Source organism: Lentzea sp. NPDC054927 (assembly GCF_053610285.1).
This window is the reverse complement of the sequence record NZ_JBSGXZ010000050.1, coordinates 25350-50627: the sequence shown is the minus strand read 5'-3', so window position 1 is coordinate 50627 and position 25278 is coordinate 25350. Positions and strand designations below refer to the sequence as shown.

Genomic DNA, 25278 nt, shown 5'->3' with positions numbered 1-25278 from the left:
GTACCCGCCTTCGACAAGCGTGCGGACTATCCGAAGCGGCGCAGAACATGTTTCGTTGAGACGTCGCTGCCGAGCGCCCAATGGCGACCTGAGTTCGGCCCGGCAGATAGTGCCGGGCTAATCAGTCCCAAGTGCACGGGGGCTTTAGTCCTAACCCGATCGAGTGACAAAAACGGGCCGCCCTCCCGCGAGGGGAAGGCGGCCCGGAAAACGAGAATTCACCGTTCCGTGTAAGTCAGGTTCCTGCCGCTGGACGGGTCGAAGAGCTGCACCTTGTCCGCGTCGAACCAGATGTCCGCCGAAGCGCCCTCCACCGCGCCGGACGCCGACGACAGGCGCGTCACGAGCGAGATGCCGTCACCCGGCACGTCGTCCGATCCCGCGTCCGCCGCGAGCTCCTGGAGCTCGGCCGAGGCCGCCTGCTCGCCCGTGAGGTTGAAGTAGGCGTACTTGTCCGATCCCATCGACTCGAGCACGTCCACCTGCGACGTGAACTTGCCACCCGCCGACAACGCGGCGGCGTCGACCAGTTCCGCGTCCTCGAAGTGCTCCGGGCGAACGCCCATGATCACCTCGCGGGGCGCGTCGGCACCCTCCAGCAGCTGCCGCACCCGGTCCGTCAGCGTCACGTCGCCGAGGATCGAACGCAACGAGCCGTTCTCCAGCGTCGCCGGCACGACGTTCATCGACGGGGAGCCGATGAAGCCCGCGACGAACAGGTTCGCCGGCTGGTCGTAGAGGAACTGCGGCGCGCCGATCTGCTGCACGACACCGCCGCGCATGACCACGACCCGGTCGCCGAGCGTCATCGCCTCGGTCTGGTCGTGCGTCACGTACACCGTGGTCGTGCCCAGCTGCTTCTGCAGGCGCGACACCGAGGTGCGCATCTGCACGCGCAGCTTGGCGTCCAAGTTGGACAGTGGTTCGTCCATGAGGAACGCCTTGGGGTTGCGCACGATCGCGCGCCCCATCGCCACGCGCTGCCGCTGACCACCGGACAGGTTGGCCGGTTTGCGGTCGAGGTGCTGCGTGAGGTCCAGGATGTCCGCGGCCTCCTGCACCTTGCGCTCGACCGTGGCGTTGTCGACCTTGGCCAGCCGCAACGGGAAGGCCATGTTCTCCTTCACCGTCATGTGCGGGTAGAGCGCGTAGGACTGGAACACCATCGCGATGTCGCGGTCCTTGGGCGCTTTCTCGTTGACGCGCTGCCCGCCGATGCGCAGCTCGCCATCGGTGATGTCCTCCAGGCCCGCGATCATGTTGAGCGTGGTGGACTTCCCGCAGCCGGACGGTCCGACCAGGATGATGAACTCGCCGTCGGCGATCTCGAGGTTGACCTCCTGCACGGCCAGAGCGCCGTCGGGATACCTCTTGGTCACCTGATCCAGAACGATTTCTGCCATTAGCAACTCACCCCTTGACGGCGCCGGAGGTCAGGCCGGCGACGATCCGGCGCTGGAAGAACAACACGAAGAGGATGATCGGGATCGTGATCACGACGGCGGCCGCCGCGATCGATCCGGCCGGGTCCTCGAACTGCGAGCTGCCGGTGAAGAACGACAGCGCCACCGGCACGGTCCGCGACTGCTCGGTCGAGGTGAGCGAGATCGCGAACAGGAAGTCGTTCCAGCAGAAGATGAACACCAGGATCGCCGTGGTGAACACACCCGGCGCGGCCAGCGGCGCGATGACGCGACGGAACGCCTGCCCCGGCGTCGCACCGTCCATCTTCGCCGCCTTCTCGAGCTCCCAGGGGATCTCGCGGAAGAACGCCGACAGGGTGTAGATCGCGAGCGGCAGCGCGAACGTGATGTACGGCAGGATCAGGCCGGGCCACGTGTCGAAGAGCCCCATCGAGCGCTCGATCTCGAACAACGGGGACACCAGCGAGACCTGCGGGAACATCGCGATCAGCAGCGAGACGCCCACCAGCAGGTTCTTGCCCGGGAAGTCCAGCCTGGCGATGGCGTAGGCGGCCATCGTGCCGAACACCACGGCGATCGCGGTCGCGATGATCGCGATGCCGATGGAGTTGATCAGCGCCCTGGTGAACTCCGACGTCGAGAAGATGTTCTGGTAGTTCTCCAGACTCCACTCGCGAGGGATGAAGTTGCCGTCCGCCAACGTCTTCGACGACTTGAACGACAGCGACAGGATCCACAGCACCGGGATCAGCGCGTAGATCACGACGACCGCGTTGAGCAGGCCCCAGCCCCACTTCTTGCCGGTGGTGTCCGCTCCTCCGATGCCTGCCATCAGCGCTTCCCCCCGTCGTCGCTGCCCGGGGCAGCGGTGCCGAAGAGCTTGATGAACACGAACGCGATGATCGCGACCATGATGAAGATCAGCACCGACATCGTCGATCCGATACCGAGGTTCAAGCCCTTGATGAGGTTGTTGTAGGTCAGCATCGACACCGACGACGTGCCCTGCGAACCCGCGGTGAGCACGAAGAGGTTGTCGAAGATGCGGAACGCGTCGAGCGTGCGGAACAGCAGTGCCACCAGGATCGCCGGCTTCATGATCGGCACGGTGATCTTGATGAACCGCTGCCATGCGCTCGCGCCGTCCATCGCGGCGGCCTTGAGCAGGTCGTCCGGCACCAGCGCCAGACCCGCCATCAGCAGCAGGGCCATGAACGGCGTGGTCTTCCAGATCTCCGCGAGACCCACGACCATCAGCGCCGGGATCTTCTCCGTGAGCACGGGATCGCCGCCGAGCGCCTCGGCGAGGTAGCCGGTGCCGGGTGTCCAGGCGAAGCGCCAGGAGAACGCGGCCACGACCGTGACGATGCCGTACGGGATCAGGGTCGTCGTGCGGACGATGCCTCGGCCGACCAGTGCGCGGTGCATGATCAGCGCGAGGACCATGCCCAGCACCAGTTCGACGGCGACCGTGACGACGGTGAGCAACACCGTCACCCACACCGCATTCCACCAGTACGGGCTGCTGAGCACGGTGATGTAGTTGTCGAACCAGATCCACTCGGTGCGATCCGGGAACTTCAGGTCGAACCGCTGCATCGACAACAGCAGCGAGTAGAGGATCGGCCAGCCGGTCACCGCGATCATGGTGATCGCGGCGGGCGCGCAGAGCAGCCAGCCGAGCCTGCGCTCAGCCCGCTTGCCCTCGCTCAGCGCGACCTTCTTCTTCTTGGGGGCGACGGTTTCCGGCGCTGTCCCACCGGCTTTCGCCGTGTCTTCCGTGGTCGCGTGACTCACGGCAACACCCCCTTGGAGTCGAGAGCGTCCTGCAGTTCCTTGCGCAGCCTGTCGGCGGTGGCCTGCGGGTCGATGCTCGCGGGCGGCGACAGGATCGTGGAGATGACCGTCGAGACGTTCTGGTAGGCGGGTGTGCGCGGCCGCACACTCGCGTTCTTGAGCGTCTCCTTGATGTCGTCGCGCATCGGGTACGCCTCGGCCATCTCGGGCTCGTCGTAGACGGCCTCGATGGTCGGCGGCACACCGTCCTTGAGCGCGGCGATCTTCTGGCTTTCCGCGCCGCGCAAGCACAACACCGCGTCGAACGACTCGTCCGAGTGCGTGGTGTAGTTGCTGACGGCGTAGTTGATCCCGCCCACGGTGACCTTCGCGGCCTCACCGCTGACAGTGGGGTACGGCGCCCACTTGAAGTTCTTCGCGAAGTCCGGCTTCTTCTGCGCCGCCGCGTAGACGTACGGCCAGTTGAGCTGGAACGCCGCGTTGCCACCCTCCATGGCGAGGCGCGCGTTGTCCTCGGCCGCGTTGGAGAACGACGGGTCGATCGCCTTGGACGTGGCCAGCTTCTTCAACGCTGCCAACGCTTGTACGGCCTTGTCGTCGACGATGGCCTTGGTGCCGTTCTCGTCGAGGATGGTGCCGCCGTTGGAGTTGACGAGGGTGTTGTACAGCACGACGAGCCCCTCGTACTGCTTTCCCTGCGCCACGATCTGGCCGGGCTTCCCTTCCGCCACCAGCGCCTCGGCCATGGAGATCATCTCGTCCCACGTCTTCGGCGGCGTGGGCACGAGGTCCGAGCGGTACCAGAGGAGCTGGACGTTCGTGTTGTCCGGCGCTCCGTACAGCTTGCCCTCGTAGGTTGCCGTGTCGAGCGGCGTCTTCAGCGTGCCGCTTTCCACCTGCGACTTGACGGAGCCGGTGAACTCCTTGATCCAGCCCGCCTTCGCCAGCTCCGCGGTCCACGTGACGTCCAGCCCGAGGACGTCCATGCTGTCGTCCTCCGCGGCAAGTCTGCGCACCATCTGCTCGCGCTGACCGTCCGCCTCACGCGGCAGTTTGTTGTAAACGATGTTGTAGCGCCCGCCGGCCTTCGCGTTGCAGCTGTCGACGATGGCCTGGAAGTTCTCCTGCGGATATTTGTAGACGTTGACGGTGATGCCGCCGTCGCCCGACCCGCACGCCGTGAGCGTTCCTGCCGCGAGTACCGCGGCTCCCACTCCGGCGGCAAGTCGATAGCGCCGTGTCGCACCCATCGGCCCTGCCTCCTTCCCGACTACACGGAGGAGCCAGACCGCAGCGCCCGGCACCTCGTCGTGCCACCGGCCGCACCGGGCGGACCGGTCAAATGAACCTAGGCCTGGTGATCAGGAGCCGCAACCAAGGGAAGCAACGATTCAGAACCAATGCGCTTTTCGGCGTCTCAATTGCCGGGGTTCACCGGCCGCATCGCGAGCTTCGCGAGCAGGTCACGGCCCTTTTCCGCCGACTTCGGGTGGCAGAGCACGTCATACCGCCCCGCAACAAGTTGACTGGCGGACTGGAAGTCCCGCTTGCCCCGCGCCGACCCGTACCCGACCGCCGCGAACACGAGCCCGAAGAACACGCCGGTGATCAGACCGGTCAGGACCGGCCCCACCGTCACCCCTGGCTCCGGGCTGAACAACGTCAGCAGCAAACCCACGAACAGACCGAACCAGGCACCGCTGGCCGCACCGGTCATGAGCACCCTGCTCCAGGTGAGCTTGCCGGTGATGCGCTCGACGAGCATCAGGTCGACCCCGACGATCATCACGTCCTGCACCGGGAAGTCCTCGACCGCGAGGAAGTCGACCGCGCGCTGCGCCTCCTCGTACGTGGCGTACGAGCCGATCGGCCACCCCGTCGGCGGGGTGGGCAGGCGGGGCGGGACGCCGGGCCGGTTCGGGTTGGCGAACGGACTCGTCACAGGGACCACCTCTGTCGGACGCGCTGATCGTTCCATCCTGCCAGTGCCCGCTGCGGAGTGCTGAGACGCCTACGGGTGTTTTGCCGGTTTCCCCGTCTCCAGCAGCGGGAGCACCTCCTGGGCGAGCGCGCGGACCTCGGCCCACTGCGGGGCGTCCGCGAGCGCGTCCACGTGCCACACCGGGCTCGGCCCGCTCATCGCGTCGAGCAGCCGGTCGATGCGGGCGACCGCCACCGCGGCCTCAGTGCTGCTGGTCAACGGCCCCTGACGTGCGTCGTCGAACTCGAGGGCGAGCTCGTCAGCCGACGGTGCGGTGCCGATCGACTCGAGCCACGCGCGCTGGGCGTCAGCGGGCATCGCCAGCCGCCGCACGCAGTCCTTCAGCCACTCTTCCCTCGACGCGGGCCCGATCCTCAACCACCGCTCGACGTGCGCCACCGCATCGGCCACCCGCTGATGATCGACCGGTCGCTCGCCGTCCGCCTCGACGTGGAACGGCAGCCTGCCGGACGGGAACGTGTCGATCTTGATCTCCGCCCCGTCCCGCGCACGCGTGATCACCCAGACGTTGTCGTCGTCGTTCGGGTTCAACACCGCCAGTCGCTCGACCCGTAGCCCGCGGACTTTCTGCCGCAGGGCCGCGAAGAGTTCGTCGACGGGGCCTCCCGTCACATCGGACGCGTCCCACGGAACGCTCGGATACGACCGCACGATCAGTCCTCCTCTTCGGGCACGACCACGTGTTCGTCGTCGCGATACGGCCGAAAGAACCGCCAGTCCTCATCTCGCACCACACCGTCCCGGCGCACCTCGAGCCGGAAGCCGTCCGAGAGCGAGACCGTCAGATCACCGAGGGAGGTCACCTCGACCGACGTCACGACGATCCGCCCGCCGGCCAGGAACTCGGTCAGCTGCCCGGCTCTGGCGTCGAACCTGTTGGCACCCTGCACGTCCCAGTCGAAGTCACCGTCACCGGTCCAGTCCGGTCCCGGCACGTAGATGTGGGACGACCTGGTGACGAGCCGATCCCCGTGGGTCACCCGCCACGGACACTGCAGGTGCAGCGCGTACTCACCGATCTCGCGGGTCTCACCTCGATGATCGGTCACCTCGCGGTACGGGCCGAACCCCAGCCAGACGAGGTCGCAGGCACGCCCGATGTACAGCCACCGCTCACCGATCAGCTCTGCCGTGGACCGTCGTGCCGCCTCGATCACGGACAGCGCGACCTCGGCCGGGTCATCACTCACCAGGGCAGTGTCGCCGTGACCCCGTCAGCCGGGAAACGCAATTTCGAACCTGTGCGCGAACGCCCGGTACGACCGCGCGTAGACGTCCACTTTGTCCGCCACCCGCTCGAGTTCCTTCTTCAGCACCTCACCGGCCGCGCGGGCGTTCCCGTTGAGCAGGTGGATGATCGCCAGCTTCCGCGCCCGTTCGAAGTCCAGCAGCGACTCCGGCTTGCCGACGAGTTCGCGGGACAGCGCGTCCCACTTGGCGTGCCGGTCGATGTACGGCACACCGTGCTTCACCACAGCACCCACCAGCGACGAAGCCACCGCCGCGTGGTCGCCACCTGGCGTGAAGGCCCACTGCCAGACCGGCTTCTCCCCCATCAGGTAGCCCACCGGCGCGGACACCACGGGTGTCCCGGGGATGCCGACGCCGAGCGCGCGGCAGACCTCGTCGTACCGGCGGAAGCAGACACCCATCAGCGGGGTGACGTCGAGTGAGCCCGCCAGACCGAAACCGAGCCATCCGAAGACGCCGTCACCGCGCTCCTGCAGCCAGACGTGGCCGCGGCGGACGAAGCCCGTCGGTCGCAACGCGGTGTCCACAGCTACGAGCACGTCGGTTTTCACGGAGGGCCTCACCGTCACAGGGTGCCAGGACGGGCCGGATCTCGCCGGGCAACGTCAGCCGAGCTTGCGGAACTCGAGACCTTCGAACTCGAAGATCGCCTGCCTGATCGCGACGCCCACGCTCTCGTGCATCGTGTCGGAGACGACGTTCCACTCGTCGTCGCAGTAGAAGAGATAAACGCCGCTCTCCTCGCCGTACCTGGCCAGGGCCAGACCGGTGACGGCCTCCGCGAAGGTCGTGACGGTGGACGGTGCCGCCCGTCGGCGTCTGCCCGGCACCGACCAGGGCGAACATGAACACCTCTGCGCCGTCCAGCTCGCGAGGCGGCTGTCGCGTCACCTCGCGACCGGCCAGGTGCTCCGCACAGGTCGTGGCCAGGAGCATCCGCCCGCCTTGCTGTACAGCCTCAGCTCGGAATGGCCGACGCCGTAACTCCACAGCTGGAACGACATGCCGGTACGCCACGGAAGCTCGTGCATCTACAACCCTCCCAGGTTCAGTGCAGCACCGGCGCCAGGAACTTCGCCAGCGCGTCCACCGCCTCCGAGGGTACTTCGTCGAGGTGTTCGGTGAGCTGCAAAAGGATTCGGCCGCCGCCCAGGTCCAGCACCGACGAACACGGTGCGGTCGCGCAAACCTCTTGCACGCCACCCAAAGCGGCGACTTGGCGTGGGCCGAGCAACGTCACCCAGTGCGCGCCGCGGGCCAACTCCGCGGCCATGAAAAGAGATTCGTCGAGGCCCACGCCCACGGCGACCTCGTGTGCGGTCCGCACTCCCACGCGGTCCAAGGTGATCCAGCCGCCCGACGCGCGGACCAGGGACGCGCCCGTGCGAAACATCGACAACCAATCTTGTTGCGCGGCATGGGAAATCCAGCCGCCGAACAACGAGCGGGACGCGGTGACCACCACCTGGTGCGGGAACGCGGGGTCGTCCTTCAGCAGGATCTCGGCGCACCAGCCGTCCTCGACCAGGGGCAGGCCCTGGGAGTCGAGCTGGACGAGTTGCACGCGCAGGAACGAGGGCAGGTCCGCCAGTGCGGCGTGCCACGACGGAAGGGTGAAGTCACCCGATGAGAGCAGCAGTCGGGCGTAACCCGGTGGACCCCAAGGAGTTGTGTCAGATGGCATGTAATCGCGGGCCACCGACACGAGCTCCTCCACCGATGCCGGGCAGAGGGGTGCGAGCAGGTCGGTGAACACGGCGCCGAACCAGGTGGCCAGCGCGGGACGGTCGACGGCGGTGAACGTGTCCAGCTCCAGGCGGACGACGTGCGGCGGCGACACAGGTCTCGGAAGCGTCAGATCTGTGCTCAAAGTGAGCGAACCTTAAGGCCCCCAGGCAAAAATCGTTAGGGGCCACTCTCGTGAAAGAATGGCCCCTAACGGGGGAACGTCGAGCCGCGTGTCAGCCGCGTGACTGGTAGTCGCGGAGCAGGCCGCGGGAGATGATGGTCTTCTGGATCTCCGACGTGCCTTCGCCGATCAGCAGGAACGGCGCTTCACGCATCAGGCGCTCGATTTCGTATTCCTTGGAATAGCCGTAGCCGCCGTGGATGCGGAACGACTCCTGCGTCACCTCGGCGCAGTATTCCGACGCGATGAGCTTGGCCATGCCGGCCTCGACGTCGTTGCGCTGGCCCGAGTCCTTCAGGCGCGCGGCGTTGACCATCATCAGGTGCGCCGCCTCGACCTTGGTGGCCATCTCGGCGAGCTTGAAGGCGATGGCCTGGTGCTCGGCGATGATCTTGCCGAACGTCTTGCGCTGCTGGGAGTACTCGATCGCGAGCTCGAAGGCGCGGATCGCGATGCCGCACGCGCGGGCGGCCACGTTCACCCGGCCCACCTCGACGCCGTCCATCATGTGCCGGAAGCCCTGGCCCGTGACACCGCCGAGCACCTGGTCCGCGGCGATCTCGAAGCCGTCGAACACCATCTCGGTGGTGTCGACGCCCTTGTAGCCCATCTTGTCGATCTTGCCGGGGATCGTGAGGCCCGGCAGGACCTCCCCGTAACCCTCCGGCTTCTCGACCAGGAACGTCGTGAGGTTCTGGTGCGGCTTCTCCGCACCCTCGTCGGTCTTCACGAGCACCGCGGTCAGGTTCGACGTGCCGCCGTTCGTCAGCCACATCTTCTGGCCGTTGATCGTGTAGCCGGAATCGCCGCGAACGGCGCGAGTCCGGATCGCCGCGACGTCGGAGCCGAGTTCGGGCTCGGACATGGAGAACGAGCCGCGCACCTCGCCGGCGGCCATCCGCGGCAGGTACTTCTCCTTCTGCTCGGGCGTGCCGTGCTGCTTGAGCATGTGCGCCACGATGAAGTGCGTGTTGATGACACCGGAGACGCTCATCCAGCCGCGCGCGATCTGCTCGACGACCAGCGCGTAGGTCAGCAGGGACTCGCCGAGGCCGCCGTACTCCTCCGGGATCGTCAGGCCGAAGAGGCCCATCTCCTTCATGCCCTCGACGATGTCGGCGGGGTACGTGTCGCCGTGCTCCAGCGTCTGGGCGTGCGGGATGATCTCCTTGTCCACGAACGTGCGAACGGTCGCGAGGATTTCTTCCTGGATGTCCGTGAGACCCGCGGTCTGGGCGAGGCGCGCCATCGCACTTCCCTTCCAAGGCTTTGGTTACCGGCGAGTATGGACCGGTTAACGCCCGTTTGCGACCGCGGTGTGCTCTCCGCAACACAGCAGCGCCCGCTGTACCGAAACAGCATCCCTGACAGGTGTAATCGCGCACCCACACGCGACGAACTCAAAGTGTGGACTTTAAGATCCCGGCTCACCACATCTAGGGGGACCGCATGACCTACGACCCGTACAACCCGAAGCAGCCGGGCGATCCGTACGGCCAGCAACAGCCATACGGACAGCAGCAGCCCTACGGCCAGCCCGGACAGCCTGGCCCGTACGGCCAGCAGCCCATGTACGGCGGTTACGGCTACACGCCGCCCAAGTCTCAGACGAACGCGATCCTCGCGCTCGTGCTGTCGTGCGTGGGTCTTGCCACCTGTGGCGTGACGGCGATCGTCGGCGTCATCTTCGGCCACATCGCGATGGGGAAGATCAGGCGGGGCGAGGAGGACGGCCGCGGCATGGCGCTCGCGGGGGTGATCGTCGGTTACGTCGTCATCGCCGGCTGGCTGCTCTACCTCGCGATCATCATCATCGCGGTCATCGCAGCGGCAAATCAGGGCTACAACTAGCGGGAAGCGGGCTCAGCCCGCGAGGGCGATCTCCAGCGCGCCTCCGCAGTGGCGGCAGACGTCGGCGAACACGTGGACGTCGGCATCGCATCCCGGGCAGCTGCGGAAGCTGCGCTCGAGCAGGTCGTCTTCACGGCGTTTGAAAAGCCGCAACCGTCTGCTCGCCCTGCCGTTACTCGAATGTGACATGCCCAGAGCATGCCCCCACCACGGGGGCGGACCGCAAACTTCGGTGACGGATTGTGCGCCACTTCACCCGTTTTGAACGCAACCTGTGACGGTCGACCACGTCCAGTAACAATCGGGGTGAAGTAGCGCACAATCCGTAACGGATTTGAACCCCGATCAGTCCTCCGGCGGAGACCAGACGTTCGACCGCGACATGCCCGCGGCACGCCCCTTGCCGGAGATCACCAGAGCCATCTTCCGCGACGCCTCGTCGATCATCTCGTCGCCGAGCATCACCGCGCCGCGCTTGCCGCCCGCCTCGGACGTGAAGTACTCGTACGCGTCGAGGATGTTCTCGGCGTGGTCGTAGTCGTCCTGCTTCGGGCTGAAGACCTCGTTGGCCGCGTCGATCTGGCCGGGGTGCAGCACCCACTTGCCGTCGAAGCCCAGCGCCGCGGAACGACCGGCGACGCGCTTGTAGCCCTCGACGTCGCGAATCTGCAGGTAGGGGCCGTCGATGGCCTGCTTGTCGTGGGCCCGAGCGGCCATCAGGATCCGCATCAGGATGTAGTGGTAGGCGTCGCCGACGTCATAGCCCGGCGGCTGCTCGCCCACGACCAGCGACTTCATGTTGATCGACGCCATGAAGTCCGCGGGGCCGAAGATGATCGTCTCGACGCGCGGGGACGCGGTGGCGATCGCGTTGACGTTGTTCAGGCCGAGGGCGTTCTCGATCTGCGCCTCGATGCCGATCTTGCCGACCTCGTAGCCCATCGTCTTCTCGATCTGGGTGATCAGGAAGTCGAGCGCGACGACCTGCTCGGCCGTCTGGACCTTCGGCAGCATGATGCAGTCGAGGTTCGCGCCCGCGCCCTCGACGACCTCGGTGACGTCGCGGTAGGTCCACTCCGTCGTCCAGTCGTTGACGCGCACGACACGGGTCCTGTTGCCCCAGTCGCCCTCGTTGAGCGACGCGACGATGGTCTTGCGGGCATCGGGCTTGGCCAGCGGCGCGCAGGCGTCCTCCAGGTCCAGGAACACCTGGTCCGCCGGCAGCGTGCGCGCCTTGTCGATCATCTTCTGGCTCGAGCCGGGGACCGCCAGACACGAGCGACGGGGACGCTGCTGGTCGACCACTGGAGTACCTCCTTGTACCGGCCGGTAACTATGAGCGCCACAGTGGCACGCATCATCTCCGGGCGCATATTCGCTGAGTCCCGTTTCACAAACGCGAGTTCGCGTTGGTCGTCCGGTCAACCGCTCACGGCGGATTCGGCGAAGCCCAATCCGCCGTGAGCGATTCGGCCGGACGACCAACTACTCGGCGAACTCGCCGCCGTCTGCGGAGCAGCGGCCATCCAACACTGGCAGGCTGAACCGGTGGAGATCACTCGAGTCCTCGATGCGGCGCTGCGCAAAGCGGCGGCCGTCTGGATCACCTCAACCGGCCACGAACCCCGTCTCGTGCACGCGCACTGGCGTGACGACGCCTTGTGGGTCGTCACCGGCGGCAGCGAACAACAGGTGCCGGGCCTGAGCGACCAGGCCCAGGTCACCGTCACCGTGCGCTCCCCCAGCACGCACTCCCACCTCATCGACGCCGAGGCCGTCGCGCACCTGACCGAGCCCGACGAGGAGACGACGCAGGCCCTCAGAACGGCCCGCCTCAACACCAAACCGGAGTGGGAAGCGGTGTACCGGCTGGAGTTCAGCTCATGATCACCGTTCCGGAAGGCTTCGGGAAGGCTCTCGGCGACCGGGCCGACGAGTGGGTGGCCTCGCTGCCGAAGCTCGCCACGAAGGCGTGCTCGCGGTGGCGGCTCACCCCGGACGGGCCGCTGATGAACGGGTTCTGCGCCATCGTGCTCCCGGTCCGCCGAGCCGACGGACACCCGGCGGCGCTCAAGATCACCTGGGTCGGCGAGGAGACGGAGGGCGAACCGCTGGCGCTCAAGCTCTACGACGGCAACGGCACCGTGCGGCTGCTCGACCACGACGAGGAGCTCGGCGCGCTGCTGCTCGAACGCCTCGACCCCGCGCACTCGCTGGACGACGAGCCGATCGACAAGGCCGTCGGGGTGATCTGCGGGCTGCTGCGCCGTCACCGCGACCTGCAAGCCCCCGCGGAGATCCGCGGGTTCCAAGGCGAACTGCGAGATCACCCGGCGATACCGCGCACACTGTTCGACGCGGCACGTGACGTTGCCGACAACAGGACCATGGGCACCACGCTGGTGAACGAGGACCTGCACTACGAGAACGTGCTGCGCGGCGACCGCGAGCCGTGGTTGATGATCGATCCGAAACCGCTGTCCGGTGACCCCGAGTACAGCGTGATTCCGTTGCTGTGGAACAGGTTCGACGAGCTCGACGGTCGCAGGGGGTTGACCGACCGCTTCCTCACCATCTGCGATGCCGCCGAGCTGGACGTGACGAAGGCGCGGGACTGGACGCTCTACCGGGCGGTCGCGAACTGGGCCTGGTGCCTGGAAGAGGACTTGGACGACTTTGCGGTCAACCTCGCCGAGATCGCCCGGTGGGCGGTCAGATCCTGATCTAGCCTGGTCATGTGGTGGCTGTGAACCGGATCTACATCGCCCAACTGGCCGGACTTCCCGTCTTCGGCCCCGATGGCGAACCCATCGGCAAGGCCCGTGACGTCGTCATCAGCCTCCGGATCGACCGGCAACCACCGCGCGTGCTCGGCATGGTCGTCGAACTGGTGACGCGCCGGCGGATCTTCGTGCCGATGCTGCGACTCACCTCGATCGAGCCGAACGCGGTCACGCTCGCGACGGGATCGGTGAACCTGCGCCCGTTCCACCAGCGCGTCAACGAGGTGCTGGTGATCGGCGAGGTGCTGGACGCCAGGATCCAGCTCGAGGACGGCGGCACGGCGATCGTCGTCGACGCCGCGATGGAACTCACCCGCACCCGCGACTGGCGGATGGTCCGCGTCGCCGTCCGGCAGCGCACCGGCCGGTTCAGCCCCAAGGGCCCGGTGCAGGTGTTCCGGTGGGAGGACATCGGCGGCCTGAGCGTCAACGAGATCGCCGGCCAGCCGCAGGGCGCCCAGCAGCTCGTCGCGGTGTTCGAAGGCATGCGCGCGGCAGACGTCGCGAACGCGATGCACGAGCTGCCACCCAAACGCCGTTACGAGGTCGCGGACGCACTGGACGACGAACGGCTCGCGGACGTCATCGAGGAACTGTCCGAAGAGGACCAGAAGGACGTTCTGGCGCACCTGGACGAGGAACGTGCCGCGGACATCCTCGAAGCGATGAACCCGGACGACGCGGCCGACCTGCTCGCGGAACTCTCCGAAGGCACCAAGGACCGGCTGCTGGAACTGATGGAACCCGAGGAGTCCGAACCGGTCCGGCGCCTGTTGGAGTACTCGTTCGACACCGCCGGCGGCCTCATGACCCCGGAGCCGATCATCCTCACCCCGGACGCGACGATCGCGGAAGCGTTGGCACGAGTGCGAAATCCCGACCTCACGCCGGCGCTGGCGTCGATGGTCTTCGTGTGCCGCTCGCCCTCCGCAACGCCGACCGGTCGTTATCTCGGCTGCGTGCACATCCAACGACTGCTGCGCGAACCGCCGTTCGACCTGGTCGCCGGTGTGCTCGACACGGACATGGCGCGCCTCTCACCGAACGCCTCGCTGAGCGACGTGACGCGCTACTTCGCGACCTACAACCTGGTGTGCGCCCCGGTGCTCGACGAGGCCGAGCACCTGCTCGGCGCGGTCACCGTGGACGACGTGCTGGACCACCTGCTGCCGGACAACTGGCGCGAGACGGGACTGAGCCATGCCTGAACTGCTGCCTCGGCGCAGACTCGACCAGCCGCGCGAGCCCCGCGGCTTCCGCTTCTCGATCGACCCGGACACGTTCGGCCAGCTCTCCGAACGACTCGCGCGCTTCCTCGGCACCGGCAAGTTCCTGTTCTGGCAGACGCTGATCGTCCTCGCCTGGATCACGGTGAACCTCGTCGCGGTGTCGCTGCGCTGGGACCCGTACCCGTTCATCCTGCTGAACCTGGCGTTCTCGACGCAGGCCGCCTACGCCGCGCCGTTGATCCTGCTCGCCCAGAACCGGCAGGACGACCGGGACCGGGTGTCGCTGGAGGAGGACCGGGCGCGGGCGGCGCAGACCAAGGCGGACACCGAGTACCTGGCGCGCGAACTGGCCGCGGTGAGGCTGGCGCTCGGCGAGGTGGCGACGCGTGACTTCATCCGCAACGAGCTGGACAAGCTCGTGAAGGAGCAGAACAACCGCAAGAAGGTCCGGCCGTGACGATCGAGGAGTTCGGCGACGTCGTGGCGTTGTGGTGGGTGAAGGAGAAGTCCGCCGGTGACGTCGTGTTCGCCGCCTGCGACCTGTTGATGGAGGACGTCCCGGCGCCCTCGCTGGCCGTGCTGGCGGCGGTGTCGCGGCGGGAAGCCGACGTCGAGGTGCCGATCCGGCTCCGGGACGTGCTGCCGGAACTCGGTCTGGAATGGCACGAGAGGGGCACCATCGCGGCGAAGGAAGCGGCGTTGCGGGCCATGTCCCGGCGCGTGCTCGCCGGAGAACTGGCACCGAAAGACCTGACGAGGTGGGTGCACCGGAAGTTCGGGCACGACTGCATCGAGCTGGCGGACGAACTCGCGGTGCTGGACGACGACTACGACATCCTGGACGCCACCGGCGGGGCCGAAGCCGATGTGGACGAACAGGTGATGGCCGAAGTGCGGCGGATCACGTCCTGATCTGTCCGCCTGCGACCAGGTCCGCCAGGACCTCGTGGATCGCGGGCGCCGTCTCGGCGTGCTCGCGGTACTCGTCCCGCGTCACATAAGTGAGCTCGGCGATCTCACTGGTGGGCTGCGGCGTGCCGTGGAGCTGAGCGGTGAAACAGGTCATGTCGACCATCGCGCCCTCGCCCTCCCCGTAAGCGGGAGCGACGTAGCGCTTGAGCACGACAGGCCGTGCGAGCTCGATTCCGAGCTCCTCCCGGACCTCCCGGCGCAGAGCGTCCTCAGGGGACTCTCCCTGCTCGATCTTCCCGCCGGGAAGGTAGAAGGCCTTCTTGTTGCGTGAGCGCACAACGAGGAGACGGCCAGCCTCGACGTGCACAAGTCCCACGACGGTGATCACGGAAAGACGTCGTCCGCTGCCAAGCGATCACACGTGCGGCCGAAGGCTTCGAGCTCACCCGGCCCGAAGCTCTCCCCGAAGTGTTCCGCGACACCCGCGAGGTGGGTGGCGGAAGCGCTGCGGAGACGTTCTGCCCCGAGCGGTGTGAGCACGGCCACGATGCCGCGTCCATCACCGTCGGCGCGTTCCCGCCCGACCAGGCCGGCGCGTTCCAAACGGTCCACCAGGCGGGTCACGCCGGAGCGGGACAGCAGGACGGCATCGGCGAGTTCGGTCATGCGCATGCGCATGGAAGGCGTCTCGGCCAGTTGAACCAGCACGTCGTACGCCGCGAGCGATAGGCGCTGCTCAGCAATCAGTTCGGCCTCGAGGACCCTCGTGATCCGTGCATGCGCGCGGAGGAACGATCGCCACACCCCTAGCTCGACACGGGTGGGCAACCGGGAACTACCCGATTCCGGCACGGACGTCGATGTTACGGACAGCGCCGACCCAGCTACGACCTGGCCCTGTCGTCAAAAGTGACCGGCCGGTAGGACAGGCGTGAACCGGACGTAGCATGGCCTGGTGACCACCACCCAGCCGCTCCCCACCGTCGAGGACGTCCGCAAGGCGCTCGCCGGTGTGCAGGACCCCGAGATCAGGCGCCCGATCACCGAGATCGGCATGGTCAAGGACGTCGAGGTGGGCGCCGACGGCGCCGTGGTCGTGGGCGTGTTCCTGACGGTCGCGGGCTGCCCGATGCGCGACAAGATCACGAAGGACGTCACCGAGGCGGTCCAGGCCCTCGACGGCGTCTCGTCCGTCCGGGTGGACCTGGACGTGATGAGCGACGCCCAGCGCACCGAACTGCGCAAGACCCTGCGCGGCGGCGCCGAGGAACCGGTCATCCCCTTCGCCCAGCCGGGTTCGCTGACGCGCGTGTACTGCGTCGCCTCGGGCAAGGGCGGCGTGGGCAAGTCGTCCGTGACGGTGAACCTGGCCGTCGCCATGGCCGCCCGCGGCCTGTCCGTCGGCATCGTGGACGCCGACATCTACGGCCACTCGATCCCCCGCATGCTGGGCGCCGACGGCCGCCCCACCCAGGTCGAAAAGATGATCATGCCGCCGTCCGCGCACGGCGTGAAGGTCATCTCGATCGGCATGTTCACGCCGGGCAACACCCCCGTCGTGTGGCGTGGCCCGATGCTGCACCGCGCCCTGCAGCAGTTCCTGGCCGACGTGTTCTGGGGCGACCTGGACGTGCTGCTGATCGACCTGCCGCCCGGCACCGGCGACATCGCGATCTCCGTCGCCCAGCTCGTGCCGAACGCCGAGATCCTGGTCGTCACCACCCCGCAGCAGGCCGCCGCCGAGGTGGCGGAACGGGCCGGCTCGATCGCGCTCCAGACCCGGCAGCGCGTGGCGGGCGTCATCGAGAACATGTCGTGGCTGGAGATGCCCGACGGCTCGCGCATGGAGGTCTTCGGCACCGGCGGCGGCGTGGCCGTCGCGGAGTCGTTGACCAAGGCCATCGGTTCCGAGGTGCCGCTGCTCGGCCAGGTGCCGCTGGATCCGCGCCTGCGGGAGAACGGCGACTCGGGCACGCCGATCGTGCAGGCCGTGCCGGACTCCGCCGCGGCCAAGGTGCTCACCGAGGTGGCGACGAAGCTGTCCGTGCGGTCGCGCGGGCTGGCGGGGCGCTTGCTGAACGTGTCACCGGCCGGCCGCTGATCCTCGGCGCGCTCACCTCACCTTGCGTGGGTGGTCGCGTCGGGCGTGGACGAGGGCGTGGGAGTGCACCGCCGCTGCGCGACGATTGCGATTGGGGCTTGACCTCGAGCCTCTGGCGGGATGCTGAATCGGCCTCAAAAGCCGGGGTGAAAAGCGCCCCGGCCGAACCCGAACAGGGAAGCATCCCGCCCCCTCGAGGTAAAGCCCCAATCGCTTGGCGTGGGCGCATCACCGCCGCTCAGCTGCACATCGCACCTGGGCGTACCCAGCGCGGCATCCGTGCCGAGCGAGAACGCCCCCCGCCAGCCACGGCTTCGAACGCACGGCGGCGCAGCCCGCCCCACCAGGGGGACCTTGCCTCCCAATACGTGTGACGCTAGCGGCAGACAACGGCCGTCAAGCCACCGCTCGGCGATCTGTGGACAACTCGGGCCAGGCCCCAGAACTCAGGTCGCGTCCGGGTCGTACGGCGGACGCTCGCCCGGCGCGAGCGGGCGCTGTTCGGGTGCAGGTGGCGTGGACGGCGTCGGGTAGCCGTTGGCCTTGGTGGGTTCGGGGTCGTCGAACAGGTGCTTGGCGACCGCGCGCTTCGGATCGAAGTTGCGGAGCTCGCGCAGGTCTTCCAGGGGCTTGCGGAGCGACTCGAACTCCGGGCCCATCTCCTGCTTGAGCTGCTCGCGCGCGCCGGTCGCGTATTCGCGGACCTGGCGCACCGTCTTTCCCAACCATGCTGCCGCGGACGGCAGGCGTTCGGGCCCCAGGATGAAGAGACCCGCGACGACGATGATGAGGATCTCTACCCATCCGATGCTGTCGAACACAGGTCTCAGCCTACTTGTCAGTCGGACTTCAGGGTCACGTCTAGTTTGAGCTCTCGGCCCTGCCGGGCCAGCACCACCTGGACCGTTTGGCCGATCTCGTGCTCGCGAACGGCGACAACCAGCTCGGCGGCGTTGCGGACGATGCGGTTGCCGACCTTCGTGATCACGTCGCCCTCCTGGATGCCGGCGGCCGCCGCGGCACCGCCTGCGGGGACGTTCTGCACCTGGGCGCCTTCTGAGGTCTCGGCGGACACGGACTTCACGTTGACGTTCATGTCCGCGTGCTTCACCGAGCCGCTGCGGATCAGCTCCTGGCTGATCTTGCGGGCCTGGTTGCCGGAGATCGCGAAGCCGAGGCCGACGGAGCCGCCGGACTCGGTGCGGATCGCGGAGTTGATGCCGATGAGGGCGCCGCGCGAGTCGACCAGGGCGCCGCCCGAGTTGCCCGGGTTGATGGCCGCGTCGGTCTGGATCGCGTCGTAGGTGACCTGGGGGCCGGCGTTCTCGCCCGCGGCGGTCACCGGGCGGTGCAGTGCGGAGACGATGCCTTCGGTGACCGTGTTGGACAGCTGCAGCGGCGAGCCGATGGCGATCACGCTGTCGCCCACCTGGAGTTCGTCGGAGTTGCCGAACTGCAGGACGGTGGGGTTGGTGACCTCGACCTTGATGACGGCGAGGTCGGTCTTCGGGTCGCGGCCGACGACGCGGGCCGCGGCGCGGGTGCCGTCGGTGAAGACGGCGCTGAGCTTGGCCGACGAGTCCTGGGCCGCCGGGGCGACCACGTGGTCGTTGGTCAGGATGTAGCCGCCGCCCTCGATGACGACGCCGGAACCGACGCCCGCCACGTTGGCGCCCTTGAACTCGATCGACACCACGCTGGGCGTGACGCGCTTGGCGATGTCCGAGATCGAACCCGGCGGGCGCTCCTTGCCCTGCTCGACCTCGGCCAGCGTCACCGTCGAGTCGGTCAGCGGGTTGCCCGCCCTGCCGATCAGCCAGCCGATCAGGCCGCCGACGGAACCGACGAGCAGTGCCGCGACCATCAGCAACGCGAGTGCGGCCGGCTTCACCCGACGGCCGAAGAGGAGTTCGGGAACGCTCAGCTGCGGACCCGGCTCCGGCTTGCGCTCAGGTTCGCCCGGTGGGTCCTCGCCCACGGCGGGCGGGCCGATCACGGCACCGGCGGCGGGGTCGCGCCACGGGTCACCGGCGGGCTTGTCGCCCCAGAACACCGGATCGATGTCCGGATCGGGGTCGGAGACGGGCTGCGGGGGCCGCTGCAGGAGCTCCGCGGAGCCCTGCCGGCCGAACGCGCTGACGAGCGACTCCGGAGGGGGTGGCGCCGACTGGACGTCGGGCACGGGCACGTCTCGCGTGGCGAACGCGCTGGAGACACCGTCCGGGCGGCCGAACGCCGACGCGTACGCGGGGTCTACCGGCGGCTGCACCAAGGGCCGTGGCCGGAGCCTGCGATGCGCTCCGTCGTCCACTCCGGACACAGGTGTGGGCGTCTGGCCGTTGGGCGACTGCTGGCTCATCTCTCCCCGAATTTTCCGCTAGGAGTGCTGAACTACAGCGTGCCTCACGAACAGTGAAATGACTGTCAGGGGGTGGTCGCGAAGACCGCGCGGGCGTTCTGCGGCGCGGACGGCGAGGCGGGCGCGTCGCTGTCCGGCGTGGTGAACGCGAGCGCGCCGAGCAGCATGCCGCTCACGACGACCCCGGCACCCTGGCGGGCACGGCGGCCGTTGAACCAGCCGTTGCTGCCCAGGGGTCTCGACGAACCCAGCACCGGCCCTGAGCCGAACGCGGGCTTGTCGGTCCGCTGCACTGCGACGAACTGTCCGTCCTCGGTGATCGCGAGCCCGTCCGGAGCGGACGGCAGATCGACCTCTTGCGGGATGGCACCGAGCCTGTCGAGCAGCGACGCCGACGCCGTGGGCGCGGAGGCGGTGCGCACCGCGGAGCGCGCCTGCTGCTGCGTGTAGGTCTCGAAAGCACAGAAGCCACAGCGCTGAATGTGCGACGAGGCTCGCTCGTGGGCTACCGAGGACAGTTCTCCGTCCACGAAAGCAACCACGGCATCCGGCAAGAGATGCTGCTCAGGCAGGCCCCAACCACGGAGGTCGGTCATGCAGAGTCCTCCAGCAACGATTCCTGACGACGGCGTTCGAGCGCGACCTTCAGAGCCTGGCGGCCCCGATGGATCCTGCTCCTCACGGTACCCATCTTCACCCCGAGCGTGGCGCCGATCTCCTCGTAGGAGAGACCTTCCACGTCACAGAGCACGACCGCGGCGCGGAACTCCGGCGGGAGCTCGTCCAGCGCGGCCTGCAGGTCGGGGTCGAGGTGGTTCTCGTCGTAGATTTCCTCAGGGGACAGGTCGTCACCCTCGAGGCGGTCGTTGTCCTCGGGCAGCGCCTCCATGCGCACGCGGCTGCGCCGGCGTGCCATGTCGAGGAAGAGGTTGGTGGTGATGCGGTGCAGCCACCCCTCGAAGGTGCCCGGCTTGTACGACGCGAGCGACCGGAAGACGCGGATGAACGTCTCCTGGGTCAGGTCCTCGGCGTCGTGCTGGTTGCCGGTCAGGCGGTACGCGAGCCGGTAGACCCTGTCCGCGTGTTCACGGACGATTGCGTCCCACGAGGGCGGCGTCCAGTCGGCCGTCTCGATGGGCGCGACGGCCTCCGGCGAACTCGACTGCGTGCGCATCAGGTGTTTCGGCACCTCCATGTGGGCCGCCCGGCGACCCTTATGCGGCTCAACGGGCGACGGGTCCGGCTTGTTCCCGACTAGAGCCTGGCTTGTTGCTTCTGTACCTTCTCCTGCTCTCTTTAAACGATCGTGAGAGTGGGCTGAGAGCATCCTGAGAATCTCGGTTCGGGCCGCGTTCACCCGTTTTGGGCACCCGAAGCACTAACCTGCTTATCCGTGACAGCGGAATCGGCCCTGCGGGAGTACGTCGAGCAGTACCTCCCCGAGGACGACGTGCACCTGGCAGCGCGAGCACGCGGCCAGGAGCTGGGCTGCGTGCCCATCGGTGCTGGTGGCGGAGCCGCACTGCGGTTCCTCGCGACAGCGCTGCAAGCCAAGGCCGTCGTGGAGATCGGGACGGGCGCGGGCACCAGCGGCCTGTACCTGCTGGCGGGGATGCCCCAGTCGGGCATCCTGACCTCCATCGACGTGGCCCCCGACCACCAACGCGCCGCCCGCGAGGCGTACGCGTCCGCAGGCATCTCGCCCTCGCGCACCCGCCTGATCATGGGCAAAGCGCTGGACGTCCTGCCGAGGCTGACCGACGCGGCCTACGACCTGGTCTTCGTCGACGCCTACAAACCCGAATACCCGCAGTACCTGGCCCACGGCGTGCGCATGCTGCGCCCCGGCGGCGTCATCGCGTTCGACAACGTGCTGTGGCACGGCGCCGTCGTCGATCCCAGCAAGCGGGACGAGTCGACCCAAGCCATGCGGGACATCGCCCGGCTGGTGAAGGAGGACGACAGGCTCGTGCCTGTCATCCTGCCGCTGGGCGACGGCCTGCTGGTCGCCGCACGCAAACCCTGAGTGGCACCGATAAAGATTCTTGCTGGACCACCTGAGTGACGCGGTAACAACGCCTCACGGCAATTCGACATGCCCTCCGCAAGGTCGGGGATCGTCCATTCCCCGAAAGGGGCTCAGGTGAAACCAACAAGAGTTCTCGCCGCGCTGGCGGCTGCCGCGATACCGCTCATCGGCCTCGTCACCCCCGCACAGGCAACCGGTCCGTGCTGGGGAAACGGCGACGACATGATCCACTCCAGCTGCGGCCGCGATACATACATCCTGGATCCTGGCCTGCACACCGAACTGACCCCGAACGACATTCGCCAGGCCGAGGGCTATTACCTCGGGCGTGGCTTCAACCGCAATTTCCTCTGGTACGCACCAGCCGGAAACCGACAATTCCACTCGGACGCGGAAGAATGGTCGCACTGCGTCGACGACATGCCGCAGGACGTGCCGTGCACGCCCGGCCACGAGGACTACCACCCGATCGGCATCGCCTTCTCCGAGCGGCCGATCGTGCTGCACTCGCTGACCTACGGCGGCAGCTTCATCACGTTGACCTGCGGAAACTTCTCGCGGGACAAGTCGGGCAAGCCGGTCCCGGTGATCAGCGGGCACAAGTACCACGACGCCAACCGCAACGGCGTGCGCGACGCCGGCGAAGAGGGCATGGCCGGCTGGACCATCACTCTGCACCGCGACCGTTCCGACGCAGGTCAGGGCACTGGAGCAGTCGCCACGACCTCCACTGACGGCAACGGCTACTACGAGTTCCGGCTCGACGGCCACCTGCCGGGCGACTACGCGCTCACCGAGGAGAGCCGCGACGGCTGGACCCGCACGAGCGGCCCCGAACGGCACGCCCTGAACGTGGCCCCGAACATCGGCGACGCCCGGTTCGACGGCCGCGACTTCGGCAACGTCGAGACCACGGCCGACGCGGTGAAGGTCGCCTTCGAGTTCATCGACCCACCCGCGGAGATGACCGCGGACAGCCCTCACCTCCTGCGGATACGGGCCTTGCTGGAGAACCGGGGTCCCGCACCGGTGATCGACGTGGGGGACTGGCTCCAGGCGCTGGCCCTGCCGCCGGACTGTTCCGTCATGTACATGACGTCACCGGCACCGACCAGGCAGCTGGTGATCGGCAGGCCGGTCGAGGTGATCTTCGAGGTGGAAGTCTCCTGCTCTCAGCCGAGCTTCCACCGCTTCGCGTACTCCAACACGTTGGTCGTCCTCACCCCTGGCGTGACTGATCCCGACGACTCCAGCAACTTCCGGACCACGGAAACGACCATCGCCGTGATCGACGAGGCGAACGTCGGCATCGCCGACACCCGGCTCGACTGCGCGGCCCGCACCTACGTGCGTGACCAGTTCGAATGCACCGTCACTGCTGTCGCGGTCAACCTGGGCGACCACGGCCCGGTGAACACCGACGTCGCTCTCGGCCTCACCGGCCCTGCGGACTGCACTCTGACTCCCAACACCGCCACGACCCACGAGGTGTCGATCAGCAGCCCGGCGACCGTCTCGTCGAAGTGGGACGTGACCTGCGCGAACCGCAGCTATCACGACTTCACCGCGTCCGCGGAGGCCGTGCTCGACCACCTGCACGTCATCGACCCCGACCCCGCGAACAACAACGGCACAGCGACCGACCGCGTCGAGGTGTTCGAGCGCACCGACCTCTCGGTGACCGACGTCAGGCTGACGTGCACCGAACGTCAGTACCAGACCCAGGCGTTCGACTGCGCCAGCAAGGTGACCGTCGCGAACGCCGGCCCGGCCGACGCTGTGCACACGCTGACCACCGTGACGTTCGGCGCACCGGCGGACTGCACGATCTCGCCGAACACCGGACAGCAACAGGCGCACGTCCTCAACGCCGGCACGACCGCGACGTTCACCAAGAACTGGACGGTGTCCTGCACCGAGGCCCGCAGGCACCTGCTCTCCACCACCGCGGTGATCGCCGCCGACGAACCCCACCCGGAGGACACCAACCGCGCCAACGACGTCCGCTCGATCGACTGGGTGCCGCAGGACGTGAAGCCGCGCAGCTTCCCCAGCTCGATCAACGTGAAGAAGGAGGGCCTGATCCCGGTGGCGATCCTGTCCACCGCGGAGTTCAACGCCGTCACTCAGGTCGACCGGACGAGCCTCACCTTCGGCGCCACCGGCCTCGAACACAGCCTCGTCCGGTGCGGATCACCGGGTGAGGACGTCAACGACGACGGCCGCGCCGATCTGGTCTGCCAGTTCGACACCACCAAGACCGGCCTGACGTGCGGCATGACCAGTGCGACCCTCGTCGGCCGCACGGTCGACGGCCGCCGGTTCGAAGGTCAGGACGACATCAAGCTGACGGGCTGTTAGGCCGGCACGACCGTTCGTTCAGTAAGCCCGGACGCCCTTGCCGAGGACCGTGACACCGCTCGCGGACACCGTGTAGCGCTCACGGTCCATCGGCGCGTCCACTCCGATCAACGCCCCGTCCGGCACCACGACGTTCTTGTCCAGGATCGCGCGCCGGACCACAGCGCCCTTGCCGATCCGGACGCCGGGCAGCAGCACCGAGCCCTGCACCACGGAGCCGACCTCGACGATCACGTCGGACGAGATCACCGAACCGTGGATCTTCCCGGAGATGATCGAGCCAGGACCCACCATCGAGTCCTCAGCGGACCCACCGGCGATGAACTTGGCCGGCGGCAACGGCGGCGTGGCCGTCCGAATAGGCCACAGCTGGTTGTACAGGTTGAAGATCGGATGAACGGACACGAGGTCCATGTGCGCGTCGTAGTAGGCGTCGATGGTTCCCACGTCACGCCAGTACCCGCGGTCCCGGTCGGTGGCGCCGGGAACCTGGTTGTCCTGGAAGTCGTAGACGTGCGCCTTACCCCGGTCCACCAGCATGGGGATGATGTCGCCACCCATGTCGTGGTCGGAGTCCGGGTTCAACGCGTCCCCGCGCAGCGCGTCCAGCAGCGCCTCGGTGGTGAAGATGTAGTTGCCCATCGACGCGAACGTCACTTCTGGATCGTCCGGCACGTGCGGCGGCTCGGACGGCTTCTCCAGGAAGCGCGTGATCTTGCCGGACGCGTCGGAGTCGATGCACCCGAACGCCTTGGCCTCGTTGCGCGGCACCCGAATGCCGGCAACGGTCACGGCCGCGCCCGACTCGACGTGCTGCGTGATCATCTGGCCGGGGTCCATCCGGTACACGTGGTCGGCACCGAAGATCACCACGTGGTCCGGCTTCTCGTCGTGGACGAGGTTCAGCGACTGGAAGATCGCGTCGGCGGACCCCGTGTACCAGCGAGGGCCCAGGCGTTGCTGGGCCGGAACCGGTGTCACGTACTGACCGAGCACATTGGACAGGCGCCACGTCGTGGAGATGTGGCGGTCCAGTGAGTGCGATTTGTACTGCGTCAGCACGCAGAGCTTCGCGAGCCCCGCGTTGACCAGGTTCGACAGCACGAAGTCGACCAGCCGGTAGTTGCCCCCGAAGGGCACAGCCGGTTTCGCGCGGTCGGCCGTCAGTGGCCACAGGCGCTTGCCCTCACCACCGGCAAGCACAATTCCGAGAACGTGCGGCTGCCCCTTCACGGTATGTGACCCTATCTGTGCGATCGCGCTTCAACCA

Annotated in this window: 29 protein-coding genes; 9 read left to right on the top strand and 20 right to left on the bottom strand. The window is 67.6% G+C overall.

Annotated elements, in window-relative coordinates; all coding sequences use genetic code 11:
- Nucleotides 1–218 precede the first annotated feature (218 nt).
- From ACWGE0_RS39990 to ACWGE0_RS39940, 11 genes are all read right to left on the bottom strand, one after another.
- Complete coding sequence (locus ACWGE0_RS39990; protein ID WP_452266087.1) at nucleotides 219–1403, bottom strand: ABC transporter ATP-binding protein; 1185 nt, start codon at nucleotides 1401–1403, stop codon at nucleotides 219–221.
- Between the two features lie 7 nt (nucleotides 1404–1410).
- Nucleotides 1411–2256 (bottom strand): carbohydrate ABC transporter permease, encoded by an 846-nt coding sequence (locus ACWGE0_RS39985; RefSeq protein WP_452266086.1) that lies wholly within the window; start codon nucleotides 2254–2256, stop codon nucleotides 1411–1413.
- Complete coding sequence (locus ACWGE0_RS39980) at nucleotides 2256–3221, bottom strand: carbohydrate ABC transporter permease (protein WP_452266085.1); 966 nt, start codon at nucleotides 3219–3221, stop codon at nucleotides 2256–2258. The genes ACWGE0_RS39985 and ACWGE0_RS39980 overlap by 1 nt, the downstream gene beginning before the upstream one ends.
- Nucleotides 3218–4471 (bottom strand): ABC transporter substrate-binding protein, encoded by a 1254-nt coding sequence (locus ACWGE0_RS39975; RefSeq protein WP_452266084.1) that lies wholly within the window; start codon nucleotides 4469–4471, stop codon nucleotides 3218–3220. The genes ACWGE0_RS39980 and ACWGE0_RS39975 overlap by 4 nt, the downstream gene beginning before the upstream one ends.
- 167 nt (nucleotides 4472–4638) lie before the next feature.
- Nucleotides 4639–5199 (bottom strand): general stress protein, encoded by a 561-nt coding sequence (locus ACWGE0_RS39970; protein WP_319971225.1) that lies wholly within the window; start codon nucleotides 5197–5199, stop codon nucleotides 4639–4641.
- Nucleotides 5200–5232: 33 nt separating this feature from the next.
- Nucleotides 5233–5874, bottom strand: a complete 642-nt coding sequence (locus ACWGE0_RS39965; RefSeq protein ID WP_452266083.1) for a hypothetical protein — start codon at nucleotides 5872–5874, stop codon at nucleotides 5233–5235.
- A gap of 2 nt (nucleotides 5875–5876) precedes the next feature.
- Nucleotides 5877–6413, bottom strand: coding sequence for a hypothetical protein (locus ACWGE0_RS39960; RefSeq protein ID WP_452266082.1), 537 nt, complete (start codon nucleotides 6411–6413; stop codon nucleotides 5877–5879).
- 24 nt (nucleotides 6414–6437) lie between these two features.
- Entirely contained in the window at nucleotides 6438–7037 is a 600-nt protein-coding gene (locus ACWGE0_RS39955; RefSeq protein WP_452266081.1) for a hypothetical protein, read from the bottom strand.
- Nucleotides 7038–7079: 42 nt separating this feature from the next.
- Nucleotides 7080–7304, bottom strand: coding sequence for a hypothetical protein (locus ACWGE0_RS39950; RefSeq protein ID WP_452266080.1), 225 nt, complete (start codon nucleotides 7302–7304; stop codon nucleotides 7080–7082).
- 218 nt (nucleotides 7305–7522) lie between these two features.
- Nucleotides 7523–8344, bottom strand: coding sequence for a hypothetical protein (locus ACWGE0_RS39945; RefSeq protein ID WP_452266079.1), 822 nt, complete (start codon nucleotides 8342–8344; stop codon nucleotides 7523–7525).
- 91 nt (nucleotides 8345–8435) lie between these two features.
- The gene (locus ACWGE0_RS39940) at nucleotides 8436–9632 is read right to left on the bottom strand and encodes an acyl-CoA dehydrogenase family protein (protein WP_452266078.1); all 1197 of its coding nucleotides are present in this window, start codon (nucleotides 9630–9632) and stop codon (nucleotides 8436–8438) included.
- A gap of 200 nt (nucleotides 9633–9832) precedes the next feature.
- On the opposite strand from ACWGE0_RS39940, the gene ACWGE0_RS39935 reads away from it, so the two are divergent.
- Nucleotides 9833–10234, top strand: coding sequence for a DUF4190 domain-containing protein (locus ACWGE0_RS39935; RefSeq protein WP_452266077.1), 402 nt, complete (start codon nucleotides 9833–9835; stop codon nucleotides 10232–10234).
- 12 nt (nucleotides 10235–10246) lie between these two features.
- On the opposite strand, the gene ACWGE0_RS39930 is transcribed toward ACWGE0_RS39935, so the two are convergent.
- Both ACWGE0_RS39930 and ACWGE0_RS39925 read right to left on the bottom strand, forming a co-directional pair.
- The gene (locus tag ACWGE0_RS39930; RefSeq protein ID WP_452266076.1) at nucleotides 10247–10423 is read right to left on the bottom strand and encodes a hypothetical protein; all 177 of its coding nucleotides are present in this window, start codon (nucleotides 10421–10423) and stop codon (nucleotides 10247–10249) included.
- Between the two features lie 156 nt (nucleotides 10424–10579).
- Nucleotides 10580–11539 (bottom strand): HpcH/HpaI aldolase/citrate lyase family protein, encoded by a 960-nt coding sequence (locus tag ACWGE0_RS39925; RefSeq protein WP_452266075.1) that lies wholly within the window; start codon nucleotides 11537–11539, stop codon nucleotides 10580–10582.
- A gap of 243 nt (nucleotides 11540–11782) precedes the next feature.
- On the opposite strand from ACWGE0_RS39925, the gene ACWGE0_RS39920 reads away from it, so the two are divergent.
- The 5 genes from ACWGE0_RS39920 to ACWGE0_RS39900 are packed head-to-tail and all read left to right on the top strand — an operon-like array spanning nucleotide 11783 to nucleotide 15158.
- Complete coding sequence (locus ACWGE0_RS39920) at nucleotides 11783–12121, top strand: hypothetical protein (protein WP_452266074.1); 339 nt, start codon at nucleotides 11783–11785, stop codon at nucleotides 12119–12121.
- A complete protein-coding gene (locus ACWGE0_RS39915; RefSeq protein WP_452266073.1) occupies nucleotides 12118–12957 on the top strand; it encodes an aminoglycoside phosphotransferase family protein in 840 nt (279 codons plus the stop codon). The genes ACWGE0_RS39920 and ACWGE0_RS39915 overlap by 4 nt, the downstream gene beginning before the upstream one ends.
- 14 nt (nucleotides 12958–12971) lie before the next feature.
- On the top strand, nucleotides 12972–14225 hold the full coding sequence (locus ACWGE0_RS39910) for a magnesium transporter MgtE N-terminal domain-containing protein (protein WP_452266072.1): 1254 nt from the start codon (nucleotides 12972–12974) through the stop codon (nucleotides 14223–14225).
- Entirely contained in the window at nucleotides 14218–14703 is a 486-nt protein-coding gene (locus ACWGE0_RS39905; RefSeq protein WP_452266071.1) for a DUF1003 domain-containing protein, read from the top strand. Before ACWGE0_RS39910 ends, ACWGE0_RS39905 begins: the two co-directional genes overlap by 8 nt.
- Entirely contained in the window at nucleotides 14700–15158 is a 459-nt protein-coding gene (locus ACWGE0_RS39900; protein ID WP_452266070.1) for a hypothetical protein, read from the top strand. The genes ACWGE0_RS39905 and ACWGE0_RS39900 overlap by 4 nt, the downstream gene beginning before the upstream one ends.
- On the opposite strand, the gene ACWGE0_RS39895 is transcribed toward ACWGE0_RS39900, so the two are convergent.
- Entirely contained in the window at nucleotides 15148–15546 is a 399-nt protein-coding gene (locus tag ACWGE0_RS39895; RefSeq protein WP_452266069.1) for an NUDIX hydrolase, read from the bottom strand. The genes ACWGE0_RS39900 and ACWGE0_RS39895 overlap by 11 nt on opposite strands.
- Nucleotides 15543–16010 (bottom strand): MarR family winged helix-turn-helix transcriptional regulator, encoded by a 468-nt coding sequence (locus ACWGE0_RS39890; protein WP_089909775.1) that lies wholly within the window; start codon nucleotides 16008–16010, stop codon nucleotides 15543–15545. Before ACWGE0_RS39890 ends, ACWGE0_RS39895 begins: the two co-directional genes overlap by 4 nt.
- Nucleotides 16011–16113: 103 nt before the next feature.
- Here ACWGE0_RS39890 and ACWGE0_RS39885 point away from each other — a divergent pair, with 103 nt between their 5' ends.
- On the top strand, nucleotides 16114–17259 hold the full coding sequence (locus tag ACWGE0_RS39885; protein ID WP_452266068.1) for an Mrp/NBP35 family ATP-binding protein: 1146 nt from the start codon (nucleotides 16114–16116) through the stop codon (nucleotides 17257–17259).
- A 446-nt stretch (nucleotides 17260–17705) separates the two neighbouring features.
- Here ACWGE0_RS39885 and tatB read toward each other — a convergent pair whose 3' ends face one another.
- From tatB to sigE, 4 genes are all read right to left on the bottom strand, one after another.
- A complete protein-coding gene (gene tatB / locus ACWGE0_RS39880) occupies nucleotides 17706–18080 on the bottom strand; it encodes a Sec-independent protein translocase protein TatB (protein ID WP_452266067.1) in 375 nt (124 codons plus the stop codon).
- Between the two features lie 17 nt (nucleotides 18081–18097).
- On the bottom strand, nucleotides 18098–19618 hold the full coding sequence (locus tag ACWGE0_RS39875; RefSeq protein WP_452266066.1) for a trypsin-like peptidase domain-containing protein: 1521 nt from the start codon (nucleotides 19616–19618) through the stop codon (nucleotides 18098–18100).
- Between the two features lie 65 nt (nucleotides 19619–19683).
- Nucleotides 19684–20214 (bottom strand): zf-HC2 domain-containing protein, encoded by a 531-nt coding sequence (locus tag ACWGE0_RS39870; protein WP_452266065.1) that lies wholly within the window; start codon nucleotides 20212–20214, stop codon nucleotides 19684–19686.
- On the bottom strand, nucleotides 20211–20792 hold the full coding sequence (gene sigE / locus ACWGE0_RS39865) for an RNA polymerase sigma factor SigE (RefSeq protein ID WP_082374044.1): 582 nt from the start codon (nucleotides 20790–20792) through the stop codon (nucleotides 20211–20213). The genes ACWGE0_RS39870 and sigE overlap by 4 nt, the downstream gene beginning before the upstream one ends.
- A 219-nt stretch (nucleotides 20793–21011) precedes the next feature.
- Here sigE and ACWGE0_RS39860 point away from each other — a divergent pair, with 219 nt between their 5' ends.
- Nucleotides 21012–21644 (top strand): O-methyltransferase, encoded by a 633-nt coding sequence (locus ACWGE0_RS39860; RefSeq protein ID WP_452266064.1) that lies wholly within the window; start codon nucleotides 21012–21014, stop codon nucleotides 21642–21644.
- Between the two features lie 117 nt (nucleotides 21645–21761).
- Nucleotides 21762–24008 (top strand): SdrD B-like domain-containing protein, encoded by a 2247-nt coding sequence (locus ACWGE0_RS39855; RefSeq protein ID WP_452266063.1) that lies wholly within the window; start codon nucleotides 21762–21764, stop codon nucleotides 24006–24008.
- A gap of 18 nt (nucleotides 24009–24026) precedes the next feature.
- On the opposite strand, the gene glgC is transcribed toward ACWGE0_RS39855, so the two are convergent.
- Complete coding sequence (gene glgC, locus ACWGE0_RS39850) at nucleotides 24027–25241, bottom strand: glucose-1-phosphate adenylyltransferase (protein WP_452266062.1); 1215 nt, start codon at nucleotides 25239–25241, stop codon at nucleotides 24027–24029.
- Nucleotides 25242–25278: the final 37 nt, after the last annotated feature.

Excerpts from the sequence above, each read along its gene's own strand:
- ACWGE0_RS39970 (WP_319971225.1), bottom strand. The coding sequence starts at position 5,199 with ATGGAACGATCAGCGCGTCCGACAGAGGTGGTCCCTGTGACGAGTCCG.
- ACWGE0_RS39915 (WP_452266073.1), top strand. The coding sequence starts at position 12,118 with ATGATCACCGTTCCGGAAGGCTTCGGGAAGGCTCTCGGCGACCGGGCC.
- ACWGE0_RS39875 (WP_452266066.1), bottom strand. The coding sequence starts at position 19,618 with ATGAGCCAGCAGTCGCCCAACGGCCAGACGCCCACACCTGTGTCCGGA.
- ACWGE0_RS39935 (WP_452266077.1), top strand. The coding sequence starts at position 9,833 with ATGACCTACGACCCGTACAACCCGAAGCAGCCGGGCGATCCGTACGGC.
- sigE (WP_082374044.1), bottom strand. The coding sequence starts at position 20,792 with ATGCGCACGCAGTCGAGTTCGCCGGAGGCCGTCGCGCCCATCGAGACG.
- ACWGE0_RS39905 (WP_452266071.1), top strand. The coding sequence starts at position 14,218 with ATGCCTGAACTGCTGCCTCGGCGCAGACTCGACCAGCCGCGCGAGCCC.
- ACWGE0_RS39870 (WP_452266065.1), bottom strand. The coding sequence starts at position 20,214 with ATGACCGACCTCCGTGGTTGGGGCCTGCCTGAGCAGCATCTCTTGCCG.
- ACWGE0_RS39930 (WP_452266076.1), bottom strand. The coding sequence starts at position 10,423 with ATGTCACATTCGAGTAACGGCAGGGCGAGCAGACGGTTGCGGCTTTTC.
- ACWGE0_RS39985 (WP_452266086.1), bottom strand. The coding sequence starts at position 2,256 with ATGGCAGGCATCGGAGGAGCGGACACCACCGGCAAGAAGTGGGGCTGG.
- ACWGE0_RS39990 (WP_452266087.1), bottom strand. The coding sequence starts at position 1,403 with ATGGCAGAAATCGTTCTGGATCAGGTGACCAAGAGGTATCCCGACGGC.
- ACWGE0_RS39940 (WP_452266078.1), bottom strand. The coding sequence starts at position 9,632 with ATGGCGCGCCTCGCCCAGACCGCGGGTCTCACGGACATCCAGGAAGAA.
- ACWGE0_RS39975 (WP_452266084.1), bottom strand. The coding sequence starts at position 4,471 with ATGGGTGCGACACGGCGCTATCGACTTGCCGCCGGAGTGGGAGCCGCG.